Origin of the sequence: Rhodobacter sp. SGA-6-6 (assembly GCF_011043545.1) — a bacterium.
Lineage (GTDB): Bacteria > Pseudomonadota > Alphaproteobacteria > Rhodobacterales > Rhodobacteraceae > Pseudogemmobacter.
This window is the reverse complement of sequence record NZ_JAAKGP010000001.1, coordinates 14,899-30,308: the sequence shown is the minus strand read 5'-3', so window position 1 is coordinate 30,308 and position 15,410 is coordinate 14,899. Positions and strand designations below refer to the sequence as shown.

Below are 15,410 nucleotides of genomic sequence, written 5' to 3'. Positions count from 1 at the left end.
ATTCCTTTTTGCACGGCATCGGGTTTCGCTTGCCTTAACGGCGGCGCTGATGCTGGCGGCCTGCGGCCCGGCCCCGCAGCCGACCGGGATCAACGACCCGCTGGAGCCGATGAACCGCGCCGTCCACGGGCTGAACAAGGGGCTGGACACCGTGATCCTGCGCCCCGGCGCCAAGGCCTACGGCGTGGTGCCCGAGCCGGTGCGGCAGGGCGTGTCCAACGTCGCCGACACGCTGGACCTGCCGGGCGACATGGCCAACCACCTGCTGCAGGGGCGGATCGGCCCGGCCACCACCAACTTCCTGCGCTTCGGCGTCAACGTGGTCTTCGGCCTCGGCGGGCTGATGGACGTGGCGACCGAGGCGGGCCTGCCGCGCGACAGCACCGATTTCGGCGAGACGCTGCATGTCTGGGGCGTCGGCGAGGGGCCCTATGTCGAATTGCCGGGCTTCGGCCCCTCCACCATGCGCGATGCGGTGGGGCTGGCGGTGGACCTGGGGCTGAATCCGGTGAACCGGGTGGCCAAGGGCAAGGATGCCACGGCGGTGACCGTGGCCAAGGTCCTTGCACGATTGCGTGACCGGGGCCGCTATTCCAACACCGTGGATTCGATCCTATATGAAAGCGCCGACAGCTATGCGCAGGCGCGGCTGCTGTATCTGCAGAACCGCCGGTTCGAGCTGTCGCGCGGCGCCGATGCCGGGGGCGAAGGCGCCGCAGCGGATGATTTCATCGACCCCTACGAGGACCCCTATGCCGAGTGACACGATCCTGACCCGCCGCAGCTTCGGCCTGGCCCTGGGGGCCGGGCTGGCCGTCTCGGCCCTGCCGGCGCTGGCGCTGAACGTCGACCAGGCCCGCGCGCTGATCGACAAGGCGGTGGCCGACATAAACCGGGTGATCAACTCGGGCAAGTCCGAGTCGGCGATGTTCCCTGAGTTCGAGAAGCTGTTCGCCCGCTATGCCGACGTGCCGACCATCGCGCGCTCGGCCCTCGGCGTGGCGGCGCGCTCGGCCTCGAACGCGCAGATGAAGGCTTTCACCAAGGCATTCCAGGTCTACATCAGCCGCAAATACGGCCGCCGCTTCCGCGAGTTCATCGGGGGGCGGATCGAAGTGACCGACGCCCATCCGCTGAAAAGCTATTATGAGGTGATCTCGACCGCCCACCTGAAGGGCGAGGCGCCGTTCGAGGTGCGCTGGCATGTGTCGGACAAGGCGGGCAAGAGCCTGTTCTTCAACATCATCATCGAGGGCGTGAACATGCTGGCCAGCGAACGCACCGAGATCGGCGCGATGCTGGACAAGCGGAAGGGCAACCTGGACGCGCTGATCGAGGATCTGAAGAATAGCTGAGTCGGGAGGGTGAGCCCCGCCCTCTTTTCCGTGGGTTCTATGGCGAAGGCGCGTGCCTTCGCCACAGCGCAACGTTTCCCCTTGTCCCGGCCGGGCCTCAATGGCCCGGCCAGCGCCCGCCCCGCCCTCGGCGGGCGCTTCTCGCCCGCCGGGTCGGGCGCTGGCCTCTCGGGGTTCAAGGCTGCAACCGTTTCCGTTTGACATGCTGCGCACGGGCGGGGGCGAGGCAGTGCCTCGCCTGATCCCGCCCGGGGATGCCCCGGTCAGTGGGAGGCGCCGGTAGACTGCCCCCTCAATTGGTCCCCAGAACCTCGTTCAGGATCTGCTCGGCCAGGTCGTCCTCGGTCATCCCGGGCTGGTTGGGGTTGGAGCCGTCGAAATAGGGCACGTCCTCGGGCTGGACGAAATCGTTGGGGTCGTAGGTGCCTTCGTAGCCGCCCATTGCGGGGGTGACGGTGTTGGGCGGGATTTCCTTCGGCAGCGGCTTCGTCTCCACGCCTTCGTTGATGCGCACCATCACCTCGTGCCAGATTTCGGCCGGCAGCCCGCCGCCGGTCACCCCGGTCAGCGGCTTGTTGTCGTCGTAGCCGAGCCAGACCCCCACCACGTAATCGGCGGTGAAGCCGACGAACCAGGCGTCGCGGGCCGAGTTCGTCGTGCCGGTCTTGCCCGCCGCCTCGCGCCCGTCCAGCCGGGCGCGGGTGCCGGTGCCCACCTCGATCACCTGGGTCATCATGTAGATCAGCGCATGTGCCGCCCTTTCGGTGATCACCCGCTCGCCGATGCCGCCGCCCTGGCCGAACAGCTCTTCGTCCTCGTGCTTCAACTTCAGCGCCACGAGGCCATAGGGCGTGACCGAGGAGCCGCCGTTCAGGATGCCGGCATAGGCGCCGGTCATCTCGATCAGCGTCGACTCGCTGGCGCCGAGGGCCAGCGCCGGCCCGTCCGCCAGGTTCTGCGCCACGCCGAACTGGGTCGCCACCTGCTTCACCAGATCGCGGCCCACCAGCTCCTGGATCTTCACCGCCGGGATGTTGCGGCTTTCGGCCAGGGCCTGGGTCAGGGTGATCATGCCCTTGAACTTGCCGTCGTAGTTCTTCGGCGCATAGAGGCCCGAGCCGGGGACGTTGATCGACCAGGGACTGTCGTCGACATAGTCCATGGGGCTGTAGCCGAGGTCCATCGCCACGGCATAGATGAAGGGCTTGAAGGCCGATCCGGTCTGCCGCAGCGCCTGCGTCGCGCGGTTGAAGTCCCCCGCCTGCGGCAGGTCGCGGCCGCCGACCATGGCGCGGACGGCGCCGTCCGCGCTCATCACCACAATGGCGGCCTGGGCCTTGGAGCCCTCCTTCACCTTGTTCTCGAACACCCATTTCAGCGCCTCTTCGGCCTGGGCCTGCATCTTCTGGTCCAGCGTGGTCTGGATGATCACGTCCTCGGTGGTGTCGCGGGCCAGGTAGTCGGGCGTCGTCTCCATCACCCAGTCGGCGAAGAAGCCGCCCATCTTCTGCCGCGCGGCCTTGGACAGCTGCGCGGGGTTGGCGCGGGCCTCGTCGGCCTCCTGCCTGGTCAGGTAGCCCTGTTCCTCCATCAGCCCGATCACCACCGCCGCCCGGTCGCGGGCGCGGTCCATGTTCGAGGTGGGGGCATAGGTCGAAGGGGCCTTCAGCAGCCCCGCCAGCATCGCCGCCTCGGGTGCCGTGACATTGGCCGCCGACTTGCCGAAATAGCGCTGCGCCGCCGCCTCGAAGCCGCGGGCGCCGGCGCCGAGATAGGCGCGGTTGAAGTAGATCGTCAGGATGTCTTCCTTGGAATATTTCAGCTCCATTGCCATGGAGAAGGGCACTTCCTTGATCTTGCGCCACATCCCGCCGGCGCGGCAGTCCTTCTCGTATTCGGCCTCGGTCTTCCAGAGCTGCGGATCGTAGGTCACGCCGAGGCACAGCAGCTTCGCCACCTGCTGGGTGATGGTGGAGCCGCCGTTGCCCTCGAAGGCGCCGCGGCCCTCGGACAGGTTGATGCGGATGGCAGAGGCGATGCCGCGGGGCGAGATGCCGAAATGCCAGTAGAAGCGCTTGTCCTCGGTCGCCACCACGGCGTCGTGCAGGTATTTCGACACCGTGTCGGCGGTGATCTGGCCGCCGAAGGTCTCGCCCCGCCAGGCGAAGACCTCGCCGTTGCGGTCCAGCATGGTGACGGAGCCGCGGGCGCGGCCGTCCAGCAGGTCGGTCATCGGCGGCAGCTGGGCGTAGAAATACAGGACCACCGCGCCCAGGATCAGCGCGCCGACGGCGGTGACGCGCCAGAGCACCGCCCAGATCGCCCGCCAGAAGAACAGCACCACCGAGACGACCAGCCCGTGCTGGCGGCGCGGGCGCTGCGGCTTGCGCGGTTTCTTCGGCGGCGGGGATTTGCGGGCGGGCGGCTGTGCCGATGCGCCCGCGCGGGGATAGCGCCTGTCTGCCACCAGGGGCCTGCCGCCCCCCTTACCTGTCACCATTGGCCTGCCTGTCCGCCTGCTGCGCGATCTGATTGGCGCGGACCATAACCTGCTTTTGCCGGGAAGCGAAGGGCGGGACGCCGCCCCGCGCGCCGATTCGCGTGCGCCGGCCGCCCAAGGATCGGGCAGCGGCGCGGCGGACTGCCGAAAATCCGTGCCCTTGCCCGCTGCGGGGCGGCACGGCCCCGGCGTCCGCTTGTGCTGCAACTGCGAAATGCCGCCTGCTTGGCCGCAAGGGCCCACCCCCGGGTCCCGCAGGGAAGAAGGGGAAGGATGTGAAACTGATCATCGCGGCAATCAAGCCGTTCAAGCTGGACGAGGTGCGCGAGGCGCTGACCGCGATCGGCGTGCGCGGCATGATGGTGACTGAAATCAAGGGCTTCGGCCTGCAATCCGGCCATACCGAGATCTATCGCGGCGCCGAATATGCGGTGAACTTCGTGCCGAAGATCCGGCTGGAGATCGTGGTGGCCGATGCCCTGGCCGAGCAGGTGGTGGCGACGATCCGCACCACCGCGAAGACCGACAAGATCGGCGACGGGAAGATCTTCGTCCTCGACGTGGAACATGCGGTGCGGGTGCGCACCGGCGAAACCGATGACGACGCGCTCTGAGGCGCCGGAGGGACAGATGGACATGAAGAAAAGACTTTCGGGCCTGGTGGCCCTGGCCCCGGCGCTGATGGCCGGGCTGCCCGCCTGGGCGCAGGAGGTGGCGGAAGAGGTGGTCGAGGCCCCGGCCTCGGCCCTGGACAGCGGCGACACCGCCTGGATGATCGTGGCGACGGTGCTGGTGATGTTCATGATCCTGCCCGGCCTGGCGCTGTTCTATGGCGGCCTCGTGCGGGCCAAGAACATGCTGTCGGTGCTGGTGCAGGTCACCGCCGTCGCCGCGACGGTGATGATCGTCTGGGTGGTCTACGGCTATTCCTTCGCCTTCGGCGGCTCGGACAGCCCTTATTTCGGCGGCTTCGGCAAACTGTTCCTGAAAGGGGTTACCGCCACCTCCGAATCCGGCACCATCCCGGAATACCTGTTCATCGCCTTCCAGATGACCTTCGCCGCCATCACCCCGGCTCTGATCGTCGGCGCCTTCGCCGAGCGGATGAGGTTCGGCGCGGTGGTGGCCTTCTCGGTGCTGTGGGTGACCTTCGTCTATTTCCCCATCGCCCACATGGCCTGGGACGCCAACGGGTTGTTCTTCGGTTGGGGCGTGCTGGACTTCGCCGGCGGCACGGTGGTGCACATCAACGCCGGGATCGCCGGTCTGGTGGGGGCGATCCTGCTGGGCAAGCGCACCGGCTACGGCAAGGACAACATGGCGCCGCATTCGCTGCCGCTGGCGGTGGCGGGCGCGGGGATGCTGTGGGTCGGCTGGTTCGGCTTCAACGCCGGCTCGGCGCTTGGCGCGGGAACGCTGGCGACGCTGGCGGTGATCAACACCATGACCGCGACGGCGGGCGCGGTGGTGGCCTGGCTCCTGGTCGAGAAACTGGCGCGCGGCAAGGCCTCGGCCCTCGGCGCGGCCTCGGGCATCATCGCCGGGCTGGTGGCGGTGACGCCGGCGGCGGGCGCGGTCGGCCCGGTGGGGGCGATCCTGCTGGGGGCGGTGGCCTCGCTGGTGGCCTACTGGTTCGTCGCCGTGGTCAAGGTGAAGGCGGGCTACGACGACAGCCTGGATGTCTTCGGCATCCACGGCGTCGCCGGGATCATCGGTGCCGTGGGCACCGGCATCCTCGCCTCGGCCGGCTTCGGCGGGCAGGGCTATGCCGAGGGCGTGACCATGGGCGCGCAGGTCTGGACGCAGATCCTTGCGGTGGCGATCACCGTGGTCTGGTGCGGCGTCGCCTCGGCCATCCTCTACAAGCTGGTGGACGCGGTGATCGGCCTGCGCGTCCCGGTGGATGCCGAGCGCGAGGGGCTGGACCTGACCTCGCACGGCGAAAGCGCCTATCACGGGTAGGCGCCGGCTGTCTGGCGAAGGCGTGTGCCTTCGCCACAGTGCAACGGTTCACCCAAGACCGGCCGGGTGCCCAAAGCACCCGGCCAGCGCCCGCCCCGCCCTCGGCGGGCGCTTCTCGCCCGCCGGGTCGGGCGCTGGCCTCTCGGGATCTCGTGCCACCAGCGTTTCCGGGTGAACCCGTCCGCACGGGCGGGGACGAGGCAGTGCCTCGCCTGTTCCCGCCCGGCCAAGCCGTGATCCGTGAAAACCAAAGGGCCCGCGGTCAGCCGCGGGCCCCTGTTCTTGCCGGCAGGCGGGTCAGATCACCCCGAGCGCCCGCATCGCCTCGGCCACGCGGACGAAGCCGGCGATGTTGGCCCCCAGCACATAGTCGCCCGGGGCGCCGTATTCCTCGGCCGTAGCGGCGCAGGTGTCGTGGATGTTGCGCATGATCGAGGCGAGGCGCGCCTCGGTCTGCTCGAAGGACCAGGAGTCGCGGCTGGCGTTCTGCTGCATCTCCAGCGCCGAGGTCGCCACGCCGCCTGCATTCGCCGCCTTGCCGGGGGCGAACATCACCCCGGCGTCCTGGAAGATGCGGGTGGCGTCCGGGGTGGTGGGCATGTTCGCCCCTTCGCCCACCGCGATCACCCCGTTCTTCACCAGCGCCTTGGCGTCCTTGCCGGTCAGTTCGTTCTGCGTCGCCGAGGGCATCGCCACGTCGCAGGCCACGTCCCAGATCGAGCCGTCGCCGGCCTTGACGAACCAGACGCCCTTGCCCTCGCCCTTCAGGCGCAGGTATTCCGAGATCCGGGCGCGGCGGATTTCCTTGATCTCCTGCATCAGCTTCAGGTCGATGCCGTTCTCGTCGACGATGTAGCCCGAGCTGTCGGACATGGCCACCACCGTGCCGCCGAACTCCTGCACCTTTTCCAGCGAATAGATCGCCACGTTGCCCGAGCCGGAGACGACCACCTTCTTGCCGTCGAAGCTGGTGCCGCGGGTCTTCAGCATCGACTCGACGAAATAGGTGTTGCCGTAGCCCGTCGCCTCGGTTCGCGCGCGCGAGCCGCCGTAGAACAGCGCCTTGCCGGTCAGCACGCCGGCCTCGTAGCGGTTGGTCAGGCGCTTGTATTGGCCGAACATATAGCCGATCTCGCGCCCGCCGACGCCGATGTCGCCGGCAGGCACGTCGGTGTATTCGCCGATATGGCGGTGCAGTTCGGTCATGAACGACTGGCAGAAGCGCATGATCTCGCGGTCGGACTTGCCCTTGGGGTCGAAGTCAGACCCGCCCTTGCCGCCGCCGATCGGCATCCCGGTCAGGGCGTTCTTGAAGGTCTGCTCGAAGCCCAGGAACTTGATGATCCCCACGTTCACCGAGGGGTGGAAGCGGATGCCGCCCTTGTAGGGGCCGAGAGCCGAGTTGAACTGCACCCGGAAGGCGCGGTTGATGCGGACCTTGTTCTGGTCATCGATCCACGGCACCCGGAAGATGATCTGGCGTTCGGGTTCGCAGATGCGCTCGATCAGCGCGTCGTCGGCGAAATCGGGGCGCTTGGCGATGACGCGGCCGAGGGATTCCAGCACCTCGCGCACCGCCTGATGGAATTCGGGCTCGCCGGCGTTGCGGCGCATGACCTCGGCGAGGATCGGTTCAAGCTTTTCGTCCAGTTGCATCATGCGGCCCTTCATCCCCGATTCCATTCCAACGGGGCGGGGTTAGGGGAATTTTCAGGCGGTTTGAAGGGTGATTGCGCAGAAAACAGGCAAAATGCCGAAAGGTCGGGCAATCTGCCGCAGAGAGGATCGACGCTGCGACGAGGGGTGCCGAAAGTCCGCGTCCTGTCTGGCGAAGGCCATCGCCTTCGCCACAGCGCACCGCTTCCCCTTGTTCGGCCGGGCCTCAATGACCCGGCCAGCGCCCGCCCGCCCCTCGGCGGGCGCTTCTCGCCCGCCCGGGCGGACGCTGGCCTCTCGGAGTTCAGGGCTGCCGCCGTTTCCGGGTGAACCCGTCCGCACGGGCGGGGCGAGGCAGTGCCTCGCCTTCTCCCGCCCGCGGCAATCACATTGATGGGAATGTGCCCAGGACCCGCGATGAAGGCCTGTCCGCGCCCCGACCGGGCTTACCCCGCGACCTGCGCGATGGCGGCGGCCAGCACCGGCACCGTCCCGGCGTTCAGCCCGGCGATGTTGATGCGGCTGTCGCCGACCATGTAGATGCCGTGCTTCTCGCGCAGGGTGACGACCTGTTCCTCGGTCAGGCCGAGGCGGCTGAACATGCCGCGGTGGTCCGCCACGAAGTCGAAGCGGTCGGAGTTGGTGGCGCGGCGCAACTCGTCCGCCAGCTGCTTGCGCAGGGACAGCATGTTCTGCCGCACCTCCTCCAGCTCGGCCTTCCAGTCGGCCGTCAGGGCGGGGTCCTCCAGGATCATCGTCACCAGCCGGGCGCCGTGGTCGGGCGGGAAGGAATAGTTCTGCCGGTTCAGGAAGTTCAGGTTGCCCTGCACCACGGCCTTGCGGTCGGGGCTGGTCAGGGCGATCAGGATGCCGGTGCGTTCCCGGTAGATACCGAAGTTCTTCGAGCAGGAGGCGGCGATCAGCACCTCGGGGAAGGCGGCCGCGACCTTGCGGGTGGCTTCCGCATCCGCGTCCAGCCCGTCGCCGAAGCCCTGGTAGGCGAGGTCGACCAGCGGCACCGCGCCCTTCCGTTGCAAGAGCGCGATCACCTGGTCCCACTGGTCCTGCGACAGGTTCGCCCCGGTCGGGTTGTGGCAGCAGCCGTGCAGCAGCACCGCATCGCCCGCGGCCACGCCATCCAGGTCCGCCATCAGCCCGGCGAAATCCACCCCGCGGGTGGCGGCGTCGAAGTAGCGGTATTCCGCGGCCGGCATCCCGAGGTATTTCACGATGGAAGGATGGTTCGGCCAGGTCGGGTTCGACATCCAGACCTTCGCCTTGGGCGCGGCCATGCGGATCAGCTCCAGCGCCTGCCGGATCGCCCCCGTCCCCCCGGGCGTGGCGACCGAGGCCGCGCGGTCGGAGAACCCCTCGCCCAGGATCAGCCCCACCATGGCGGCATTGTAGGCCGGCTCGCCCGCCAGCCCGGTGTAGGTCTTGGTGGTCTCCACCTCCCACAGCTTCTTCTCGGCGGCCTTCACGGCGCGCATCACCGGGGTCAGGCCGGTGGCGTCCTTGTAGACGCCGACGCCGAGGTCGATCTTGTCGGTCCTCGGGTCGTCGCGGAACATCGCGATCAGCGCCAGGATCTTGTCCTGCGGCTGCGGGTTCAGGCTTTCCAGCATCATGCGTCCTCAGGCGGCGCCGGTCGCGACCGGCAGGTCCTCATACATGCCCCATTCGGCCCAGGAGCCGTCATAGAGCGCCCAGTCCCGGTGGCCGATCCGCTCCAGCGCCAGCGCGAGGATCGCGGCGGTGACGCCCGAGCCGCAGCTGGTGATGGCGGGCAGCGACAGGTCCACCCCCGCGGCCTGAAACACCGCGCGCAGGGCTGCAGGGTCCTTCATGGTGCCGTCGGGGTTCAGCAGGGTTCCGAAGGGGATGTTCTTCGACCCCGGGATATGGCCGGCGCGCAGGCCGGGCCGCGGCTCCGGCTCCGCCCCGGCGAAGCGGGCGGGGGAGCGGGCGTCCAGCACCTCGGCCAGCCCCAGCTTGGCGGCATGGGCGACTTGCGTGACGTCCTTCACCAGCCCCGCCTGGCGCGAGACGGTCATGTGGCGGTCGCGCACCACCGGCGGCAGGTCCTCGACCTCGCGCCCCTCGGCCTTCCACTTGGGGAAGCCGCCGTCCAGCACGGCGACATCGGTCTTGCCCATCAGCCGGAAGGTCCACCAGACCCGCGCGGCCGAGAACAGGCCCGAGCCGTCGTAGACCACCACCTGATGCCCGTCGCCCACGCCCATGGCGCGCAGGCGGGACATGAACTTCTCGACCGGCGGCGCCATGTGCGGCAGGTCCGAGCGCTGGTCGGAGATTTCCTCGATGTCGAAGAAGCGGGCGCCGGGGATATGGCCGGCCTCGTATTCCGCCCGGGCGTCGCGGCTCGAGGCGGGCAGGAACCAGCTGGCATCCAGCACCCGCAGATCGGGGTCCTTCAGGTGGCGGGCCAGCCAGTCGGTGGAAACCAGCGTCTTCGGGTCGTCGGCAGGGGATGGGGTCATCGCGCGGGCCTTCTGCAACTGCTCCCGTCCTAGCGCGGGCCGGGGGCGAAGTGCAAGGTGGCGGCCCGAAGGAAAGGGGCCCCGGCTTGCGCGCGGGGCCCCCCGGGATGCCGTTGCCGGCCGCTTACTTGGCGACGGCCTTCTTGACCGCGCCGACGATGGCCAGCAGCACCGCGCCGCCGACACCGCCGCCTGCCACGCTCTGCACGATCGCGCCCAGGTCCAGCCCCTCGGCCCCGCCGCCGGCGCCGAGCGCCGAGAGGATCTGCCCGCCGATGCCGCCGCCGACGATCCCGGCGATGGAGTTGCCCAGCGTGCCGAGGCTGAGGTTCTTCGCCGCCGCCCCTGCGGCATTGCCGCCGATCGCGCCCGCGATCAGCTGGATGATCAGTTCCATAGTGCCACCTTTCCCTGTTCCGCCCGGTTCTCCGGCCGGTTCACACACCCCCTGTATCGCGCAGGCCGCGCGCCGGGGGCAGGGGAATGCTGCCGCATCCTTCCCCCGCCGGGAAGCCCCGTTAAGAAAGGTTAACGTGGGGTCAGGAGGGGTTAGGGGCGGGCAGCCTCCTTGGCGAAGGCCATCGCCTTCGCCACAGCGCACCATTTCAGCCGGACCGGCCGGGCCTCAATGGCCCGGCCAGCGCCCGCCCGCCCCTCGGCGGGCGCTTCTCGCCCGCCCGGTCGGGCGCTGGCCTCCCGGGGTCTGGTGTTACGGCCGTCTCCGGCTGCAACCGCTGCGCACGGGCGGGGCGAGGCAGTGCCTCGCCTGTTCCCGCCCGAGGCAATGGGGTTCACCCCACCGCGGCCGCCTTACCCGCCCTGCTTCAGCAGCCGGGCCTTCTGCCGGTCCCAGTCGCGCTTGGCCGAGGTCTCGCGCTTGTCGGACAGCTTCTTGCCCTTGGCGATGCCCAGCTTCAGCTTCACCATGCCGCGGTCGTTGAAATACATCCGGATCGGCACGATGGTCATCCCCTCGCGCGCGGTGGCCGACCACAGCCGCGCCAGTTCCTTGCGGCTGACCAGCAGCTTGCGCCGCCGGCGTTCCTCGTGCCCCCAGGTCTTGGCCTGCAGGTAGGGCGCGATATAGCCGTTGATCAGCCACAGCTCGCCGTTCTCGACCGAGGCATAGCTCTCGCCGATGTTGGCCCCGCCCTGGCGCAGGCTTTTCACCTCGGAGCCCTGCAGGACGATCCCGGCCTCCAGGTCGGATTCGATGTGGTAATCGAAACGCGCCCGCCGGTTCTCGGCGATCAGCTTCGAATTGGGATCGGATTTCTGGACCATGGTCGCTTCCAGATAGGCGGCGGCGGCCGCCCTGTCCAGTGCGGCTACCGCCGGGAAAGCCTCGCCCGGCTGACTTGGCGAAGGCGGGTGCCTTCGCCTTGGCGCGCCATGTCAACCGGACCGGCCGGGCCTCAATGGCCCGGCCAGCGCCCGCCCGCCCCCTGGCGGGCGCTTCTCGCCCGCCCGGGCGGGCGCTGGCCTCTCGGGGGATGTGCTGCCGGCGTTTCCGGATGAAACCTTCCGCACGGGCGGGGGCGAGGCAATGCCTCGCCTGTCCCCGCCCGGACCATCCGGGGCAAACCTCCGTCGGCCCTACCGCCGGGTCAGCCCGAACAGCCCCGCGGCCACGATCAATGCCGCCCCCGCCAGCGTCGCGGCATCCGGCCGCTCGGCGAAGACCAGCGCGCCGAGGATCAGGGCGAAGACCAGCCGCGTGTAGCGGAAGGGGGTGACGGCCGAGACCTCGCCGGTCCGCATCGCCGCGGTCAGCGCGTGGTAGCCGGCAATGCCGAAGCCGGTGGTGGCGGCGATCAGCGCCGCCCCGCCGGCGTCGGGCCAATGCGCCCCGCCGGTCCAGCCCAGGATCAGCGCCCCCGCCAGCCCCAGCATGGCGAAGCCGAGCGTGCCGAGCTGCCGGTTCGACAGCCCCTTAGGCGCAGCCCGGGTGGCGAGGTCGCGCCCGGCGAAGCCGATGGTTCCCGCCACCGCCAGCAGCGACAGCGCGGAAAAGCCCGCAAGCCCCGGCTTCAGGATCATCAGCACGCCGAGAAAGCCGACCCCCACCGCCAGCCAGCGCGACAGCGGCACCTTCTCGCCGAACAGCACCGCCGCCCCGGCGATCACCACCAGCGGCGTAGCCTGCAAGATCGCCGAGGTCGCCGACAGCGTGGTCAGCGCAATGGCCAGCGCATGGAACAGCCGCCCGGCGATCTCGCAGCCCGAGCGCAGCAGCATGGCGCGCGACAGCACGGCGCGGGGCAGGGCGGCCTCGCCGGCGCGGCGCGACATCAGCCCGAAGACGGCCATCCCGGCCAGACCCATGATCACCATCACCTGTCCCACCGGCACCTCGCGGGCGACGGCCTTCAGGCAGAGGTCCTCGATGGCGAAACCGGCCATGGCCGCGGTCATCAGCACCGCGCCGCGCCGGTTGCCGCTCCGGTGGTCGAGGCCGGGAAGCGCGGTCAGTTCAGCAGGCCCGCGTGGCGCATGGCGGCGCGGATCTTCTCCTTCACCCCCTCGGTCAGGCCGACATGGGGCAGGCGCACCTCTTCCGTGCAACGCCCCAGCAGCGACAGGCCGTATTTCGCCCCCACCAGCCCCGGCTCGGCGAAGATGGCGTCGTGCAGCGGCATCAGCCGGTCCTGGTAGTCCAGCGCCTTGCGGTAGTCGCCGGCCAGCGTCGCCTCCTGGAACTCGGCGCAGAGCCGCGGCGCCACGTTGGCGGTGACCGAGATGCAGCCCACCCCGCCATGGGCGTTGAAGCCGAGCGCGGTGGCATCCTCGCCCGACAGCTGGACGAACTCCTTGCCGCAGGTGATGCGGGTCTTCGGCACCCGGCTCAGGTCGCCGGTGGCATCCTTGACGCCGATGATCCGCGGCAGCTTCGCCAGTTCGCCCATCGTCGCCGGCGACATGTCCACCACCGAGCGGCCGGGAATGTTGTAGATGATGATCGGCAGGTTCGAGGCGTCGTGGATCGCGGTGAAATGCGCGATCAGCCCGGCCTGCGTCGGCTTGTTGTAATAGGGCGTCACCACCAGCGCGGCATCGGCGCCGGCGCCCTCGGCGTGGCGGATCAGGTCGATGGCCTCGTCCGTGCTGTTCGATCCGGTGCCGGCGATCACCGGCACCCGGCCGGCGGCGAATTTCACCACCGCCTCGACCACCGCATGGTGTTCGTCATGGCTCAGCGTCGGGCTTTCGCCCGTGGTCCCCACCGGCACCAGCGCGGTGGAACCCTCGGCGATCTGCCAGTCCACCAGCTTCTTCAGCGCGTCCATGTCCACCTTGCCGTCCTTGAACGGCGTGACCAGGGCAGGGATCGACCCCTTGAACATGGCGCGCACTCCTGTGGATGGGCCGGGATTCGGCCGGTTGGGAAACGCGCCCTCCTTATCCGCCCTCACCGCCCTTGCCAAGCGGGGCGCGGGTGTTCGCCCGTCCCCGGCCGGATGACGGCTTCGTGGCTTGTGGCGGGCGGGCGGCTTTGGCAGATTCGGGCCATGTCGCCCCGGTTGCTGATCCCCCGCCTCCTTCTCTGCCTCTGCCTGTTTGCGCCGCCGGCGCTGGCCGACGAAGTGCAGCCGATGCAATCGGCGCTGCGGCTGGCGGCGGCGAAGGACTGGGACGCCGCGCTGGCCGCCGCCCCTGCGGGGGTGGGGCGCGACGTGATCCTGTGGCAGAAGCTGCGCGACGGCAAAGGCAGCCTCGGCGACTACGAGGACTTCCTGTCGCGCCGCGCCGACTGGCCCGGCCTGCCGATGCTGAAGGAAAAGGGCGAGGAGGCCGCCGCACGGTCGACCACGCCGTCGCGCGTCATCGCCTATTTCGGCAACGACCTGCCGCAGACCGCGAAGGGCGCCATCGCGCTGGTCCAGGCGCTGAAGGCCAACGGCCGGCACGACCTGGCCGAGACCGAGGCGATGCGGGCCTGGGCCGAACTGTCCTTCACCGCCGAGGAGGAAACCGCGCTGCTGCTGCTGGAGCCCGAGGCGCTGGCCCGGGTCCACCAGCTGCGGCTGGACAACCTGTTGTGGCAGGGCCGCCGGGCCGAGGCGCTGCGGATGCTGCCGCGGGTGGGGCCGGACTGGCAGCGGCTGGCGGCGGCAAGGATCGGCCTGCGCGCCGACCAGAACGGCACCACCGCGCTGATCGAGGCGGTGCCGCCGGGGCTGAAGGCCGACCCCGGCCTCGCCTATGAGCGTTTCCTCTGGCGGATGCGGCGCGACGCCTATGACGACGCGGTGCAACTGCTGCTGGACACCCCCGCCGACGGCCTGGGCCGCCCCGAACTCTGGGCCGACCGGAGGGCGCTGATGGCGCGCTGGCTGATGCGGAAGGAGCGGCCGAAGGACGCCTATCGCGTCGCCTCCCGCCACGGCCTGACCGCGGGCGCGGCTTATGCCGACCTGGAATTCCTTGCCGGCTTCATCGCCCTGCGCAAGCTGGGCGATGCGGAGACCGCGCTGCGCCATTTCGGCCATCTGAAGGCCGGGGTCTCCACCCCGATCTCGGTCGCGCGGGCGGAATACTGGCTGGGCCGGGCGGAAGAGGCGGCGGGGCGGAACGAGAAGGCCGCCGAACACTACAAGGCCGCCGCGCGGCACCAGACCGCCTATTACGGGCTGCTGGCCGCCGAAAGGCTGGGGCAGGCGCTGGACCCGTTCCTGTTGGACGACAGCCGCCCGGCCGACTGGCGCGGGGCGGGATTTGCAAAATCCTCGGTGCTGGAGGCGGCGCTGCTGCTGTCGAAGGCCGGCGACCGGACGCTGGCCAAGCGCTTCCTGCTGCATCTGGCCGAAACCCAGGATGCCGCCGGGCTGGCGCAGCTGGCCGACTTGGCGCTGGAGCTGGACGAGCCGCATATCGCCGTGCTGGTCGGCAAGGCCGCGGCCGAGCGCGGCGTGATCATCCCGCGCGCCTATTACCCGGTGCCGGGGATGGTGCCCGACGGGTTGTCGGTCAGCCGGGCGCTGGCGCTGGCGATCTCGCGCCGGGAAAGCGAGTTCGACCCGGCGGCGCGGTCCCACGCCGATGCGCGCGGGCTGATGCAGGTGCTGCCCTCCACCGCGAAGCTGGTGGCGAAGGAGCTGGGGCTGGAGTTCGAGGCCGGCAAGCTGATCGCCGACCCGGCCTACAACGTCACCATCGGCTCGGCCTATCTGGCAAGGATGGTGCAGGACTTCGGGCCGTCCATCGCCCTTATCGCCAGCGGCTACAACGCCGGGCCGAACCGGCCGAAGCGCTGGATCGAGGAATTCGGCGACCCGCGGCAGGAGGCGGTGGACGTGGTGGACTGGGTGGAGACCATCCCCTTCGCCGAGACCCGCACCTATGTCATGCGCGTGGTCGAGGGGGTGGTGATCTACCGGGCCAAGCTGAAGGGCCAGGTCGGCCCGGTGCGGATCACGGCGGAGTTGAAGGGGTAGG

The 15,410-nt window shown here is 69.6% G+C and carries 13 protein-coding genes; 5 read left to right on the top strand and 8 right to left on the bottom strand.

Annotated elements, in window-relative coordinates; genetic code table 11:
- The first annotated feature begins 49 nt into the window (after positions 1-49).
- Both G5B31_RS00140 and G5B31_RS00135 read left to right on the top strand, forming a co-directional pair.
- Positions 50-763 carry a VacJ family lipoprotein gene (locus G5B31_RS00140; RefSeq protein ID WP_165012597.1) on the top strand — a complete coding sequence of 238 codons (714 nt, stop codon included), beginning with the start codon at positions 50-52 and terminating at the stop codon, positions 761-763.
- Positions 753-1,355, top strand: a complete 603-nt coding sequence (locus G5B31_RS00135) for a phospholipid-binding protein MlaC (RefSeq protein WP_165012595.1) — start codon at positions 753-755, stop codon at positions 1,353-1,355. The genes G5B31_RS00140 and G5B31_RS00135 overlap by 11 nt, the downstream gene beginning before the upstream one ends.
- A 292-nt stretch (positions 1,356-1,647) precedes the next feature.
- Here the strand turns inward: G5B31_RS00135 and G5B31_RS00130 are convergent, their stop codons facing one another.
- Positions 1,648-3,855, bottom strand: a complete 2,208-nt coding sequence (locus G5B31_RS00130) for a transglycosylase domain-containing protein (RefSeq protein WP_165012594.1) — start codon at positions 3,853-3,855, stop codon at positions 1,648-1,650.
- Between the two features lie 275 nt (positions 3,856-4,130).
- Between G5B31_RS00130 and G5B31_RS00125 the strand changes: the two genes are divergently transcribed.
- Together G5B31_RS00125 and G5B31_RS00120 are read left to right on the top strand one after the other, a co-directional pair.
- The gene (locus tag G5B31_RS00125; RefSeq protein WP_165012593.1) at positions 4,131-4,469 is read left to right on the top strand and encodes a P-II family nitrogen regulator; all 339 of its coding nucleotides are present in this window, start codon (positions 4,131-4,133) and stop codon (positions 4,467-4,469) included.
- Positions 4,470-4,491: 22 nt separating this feature from the next.
- Positions 4,492-5,817 (top strand): ammonium transporter, encoded by a 1,326-nt coding sequence (locus G5B31_RS00120; protein WP_165013701.1) that lies wholly within the window; start codon positions 4,492-4,494, stop codon positions 5,815-5,817.
- A gap of 297 nt (positions 5,818-6,114) precedes the next feature.
- Here G5B31_RS00120 and gdhA read toward each other — a convergent pair whose 3' ends face one another.
- The 7 genes from gdhA to dapA form a co-directional block, all read right to left on the bottom strand.
- The gene (gene gdhA / locus G5B31_RS00115; RefSeq protein WP_165013699.1) at positions 6,115-7,476 is read right to left on the bottom strand and encodes an NADP-specific glutamate dehydrogenase; all 1,362 of its coding nucleotides are present in this window, start codon (positions 7,474-7,476) and stop codon (positions 6,115-6,117) included.
- A gap of 443 nt (positions 7,477-7,919) precedes the next feature.
- Complete coding sequence (locus G5B31_RS00110; RefSeq protein WP_165013698.1) at positions 7,920-9,098, bottom strand: amino acid aminotransferase; 1,179 nt, start codon at positions 9,096-9,098, stop codon at positions 7,920-7,922.
- A 9-nt stretch (positions 9,099-9,107) separates the two neighbouring features.
- Entirely contained in the window at positions 9,108-9,974 is an 867-nt protein-coding gene (sseA, locus tag G5B31_RS00105; RefSeq protein ID WP_165012592.1) for a 3-mercaptopyruvate sulfurtransferase, read from the bottom strand.
- Positions 9,975-10,098: 124 nt separating this feature from the next.
- On the bottom strand, positions 10,099-10,371 hold the full coding sequence (locus G5B31_RS00100; RefSeq protein WP_165012591.1) for a hypothetical protein: 273 nt from the start codon (positions 10,369-10,371) through the stop codon (positions 10,099-10,101).
- Between the two features lie 413 nt (positions 10,372-10,784).
- Positions 10,785-11,258 (bottom strand): SsrA-binding protein SmpB, encoded by a 474-nt coding sequence (gene smpB / locus G5B31_RS00095; RefSeq protein ID WP_165012590.1) that lies wholly within the window; start codon positions 11,256-11,258, stop codon positions 10,785-10,787.
- A gap of 312 nt (positions 11,259-11,570) precedes the next feature.
- Complete coding sequence (locus G5B31_RS00090) at positions 11,571-12,446, bottom strand: DMT family transporter (RefSeq protein WP_276616091.1); 876 nt, start codon at positions 12,444-12,446, stop codon at positions 11,571-11,573.
- Positions 12,443-13,318, bottom strand: coding sequence for a 4-hydroxy-tetrahydrodipicolinate synthase (gene dapA / locus G5B31_RS00085; RefSeq protein ID WP_165012588.1), 876 nt, complete (start codon positions 13,316-13,318; stop codon positions 12,443-12,445). The genes G5B31_RS00090 and dapA overlap by 4 nt, the downstream gene beginning before the upstream one ends.
- Before the next feature lie 165 nt (positions 13,319-13,483).
- On the opposite strand from dapA, the gene G5B31_RS00080 reads away from it, so the two are divergent.
- Positions 13,484-15,409, top strand: a complete 1,926-nt coding sequence (locus G5B31_RS00080; RefSeq protein WP_165012587.1) for a lytic transglycosylase domain-containing protein — start codon at positions 13,484-13,486, stop codon at positions 15,407-15,409.
- Position 15,410 lies beyond the last annotated feature (1 nt).

What these genes read in the sequence shown, in the direction of transcription:
- sseA (WP_165012592.1), bottom strand. Translation starts at nt 9,974, where the DNA reads ATGACCCCATCCCCTGCCGACGACCCGAAGACGCTGGTTTCCACCGAC.
- G5B31_RS00080 (WP_165012587.1), top strand. Translation starts at nt 13,484, where the DNA reads ATGTCGCCCCGGTTGCTGATCCCCCGCCTCCTTCTCTGCCTCTGCCTG.
- gdhA (WP_165013699.1), bottom strand. Translation starts at nt 7,476, where the DNA reads ATGATGCAACTGGACGAAAAGCTTGAACCGATCCTCGCCGAGGTCATG.
- G5B31_RS00140 (WP_165012597.1), top strand. Translation starts at nt 50, where the DNA reads ATGCTGGCGGCCTGCGGCCCGGCCCCGCAGCCGACCGGGATCAACGAC.
- G5B31_RS00135 (WP_165012595.1), top strand. Translation starts at nt 753, where the DNA reads ATGCCGAGTGACACGATCCTGACCCGCCGCAGCTTCGGCCTGGCCCTG.
- G5B31_RS00100 (WP_165012591.1), bottom strand. Translation starts at nt 10,371, where the DNA reads ATGGAACTGATCATCCAGCTGATCGCGGGCGCGATCGGCGGCAATGCC.
- smpB (WP_165012590.1), bottom strand. Translation starts at nt 11,258, where the DNA reads ATGGTCCAGAAATCCGATCCCAATTCGAAGCTGATCGCCGAGAACCGG.
- dapA (WP_165012588.1), bottom strand. Translation starts at nt 13,318, where the DNA reads ATGTTCAAGGGGTCGATCCCTGCCCTGGTCACGCCGTTCAAGGACGGC.
- G5B31_RS00110 (WP_165013698.1), bottom strand. Translation starts at nt 9,098, where the DNA reads ATGCTGGAAAGCCTGAACCCGCAGCCGCAGGACAAGATCCTGGCGCTG.
- G5B31_RS00130 (WP_165012594.1), bottom strand. Translation starts at nt 3,855, where the DNA reads ATGGTGACAGGTAAGGGGGGCGGCAGGCCCCTGGTGGCAGACAGGCGC.
- G5B31_RS00120 (WP_165013701.1), top strand. Translation starts at nt 4,492, where the DNA reads ATGAAGAAAAGACTTTCGGGCCTGGTGGCCCTGGCCCCGGCGCTGATG.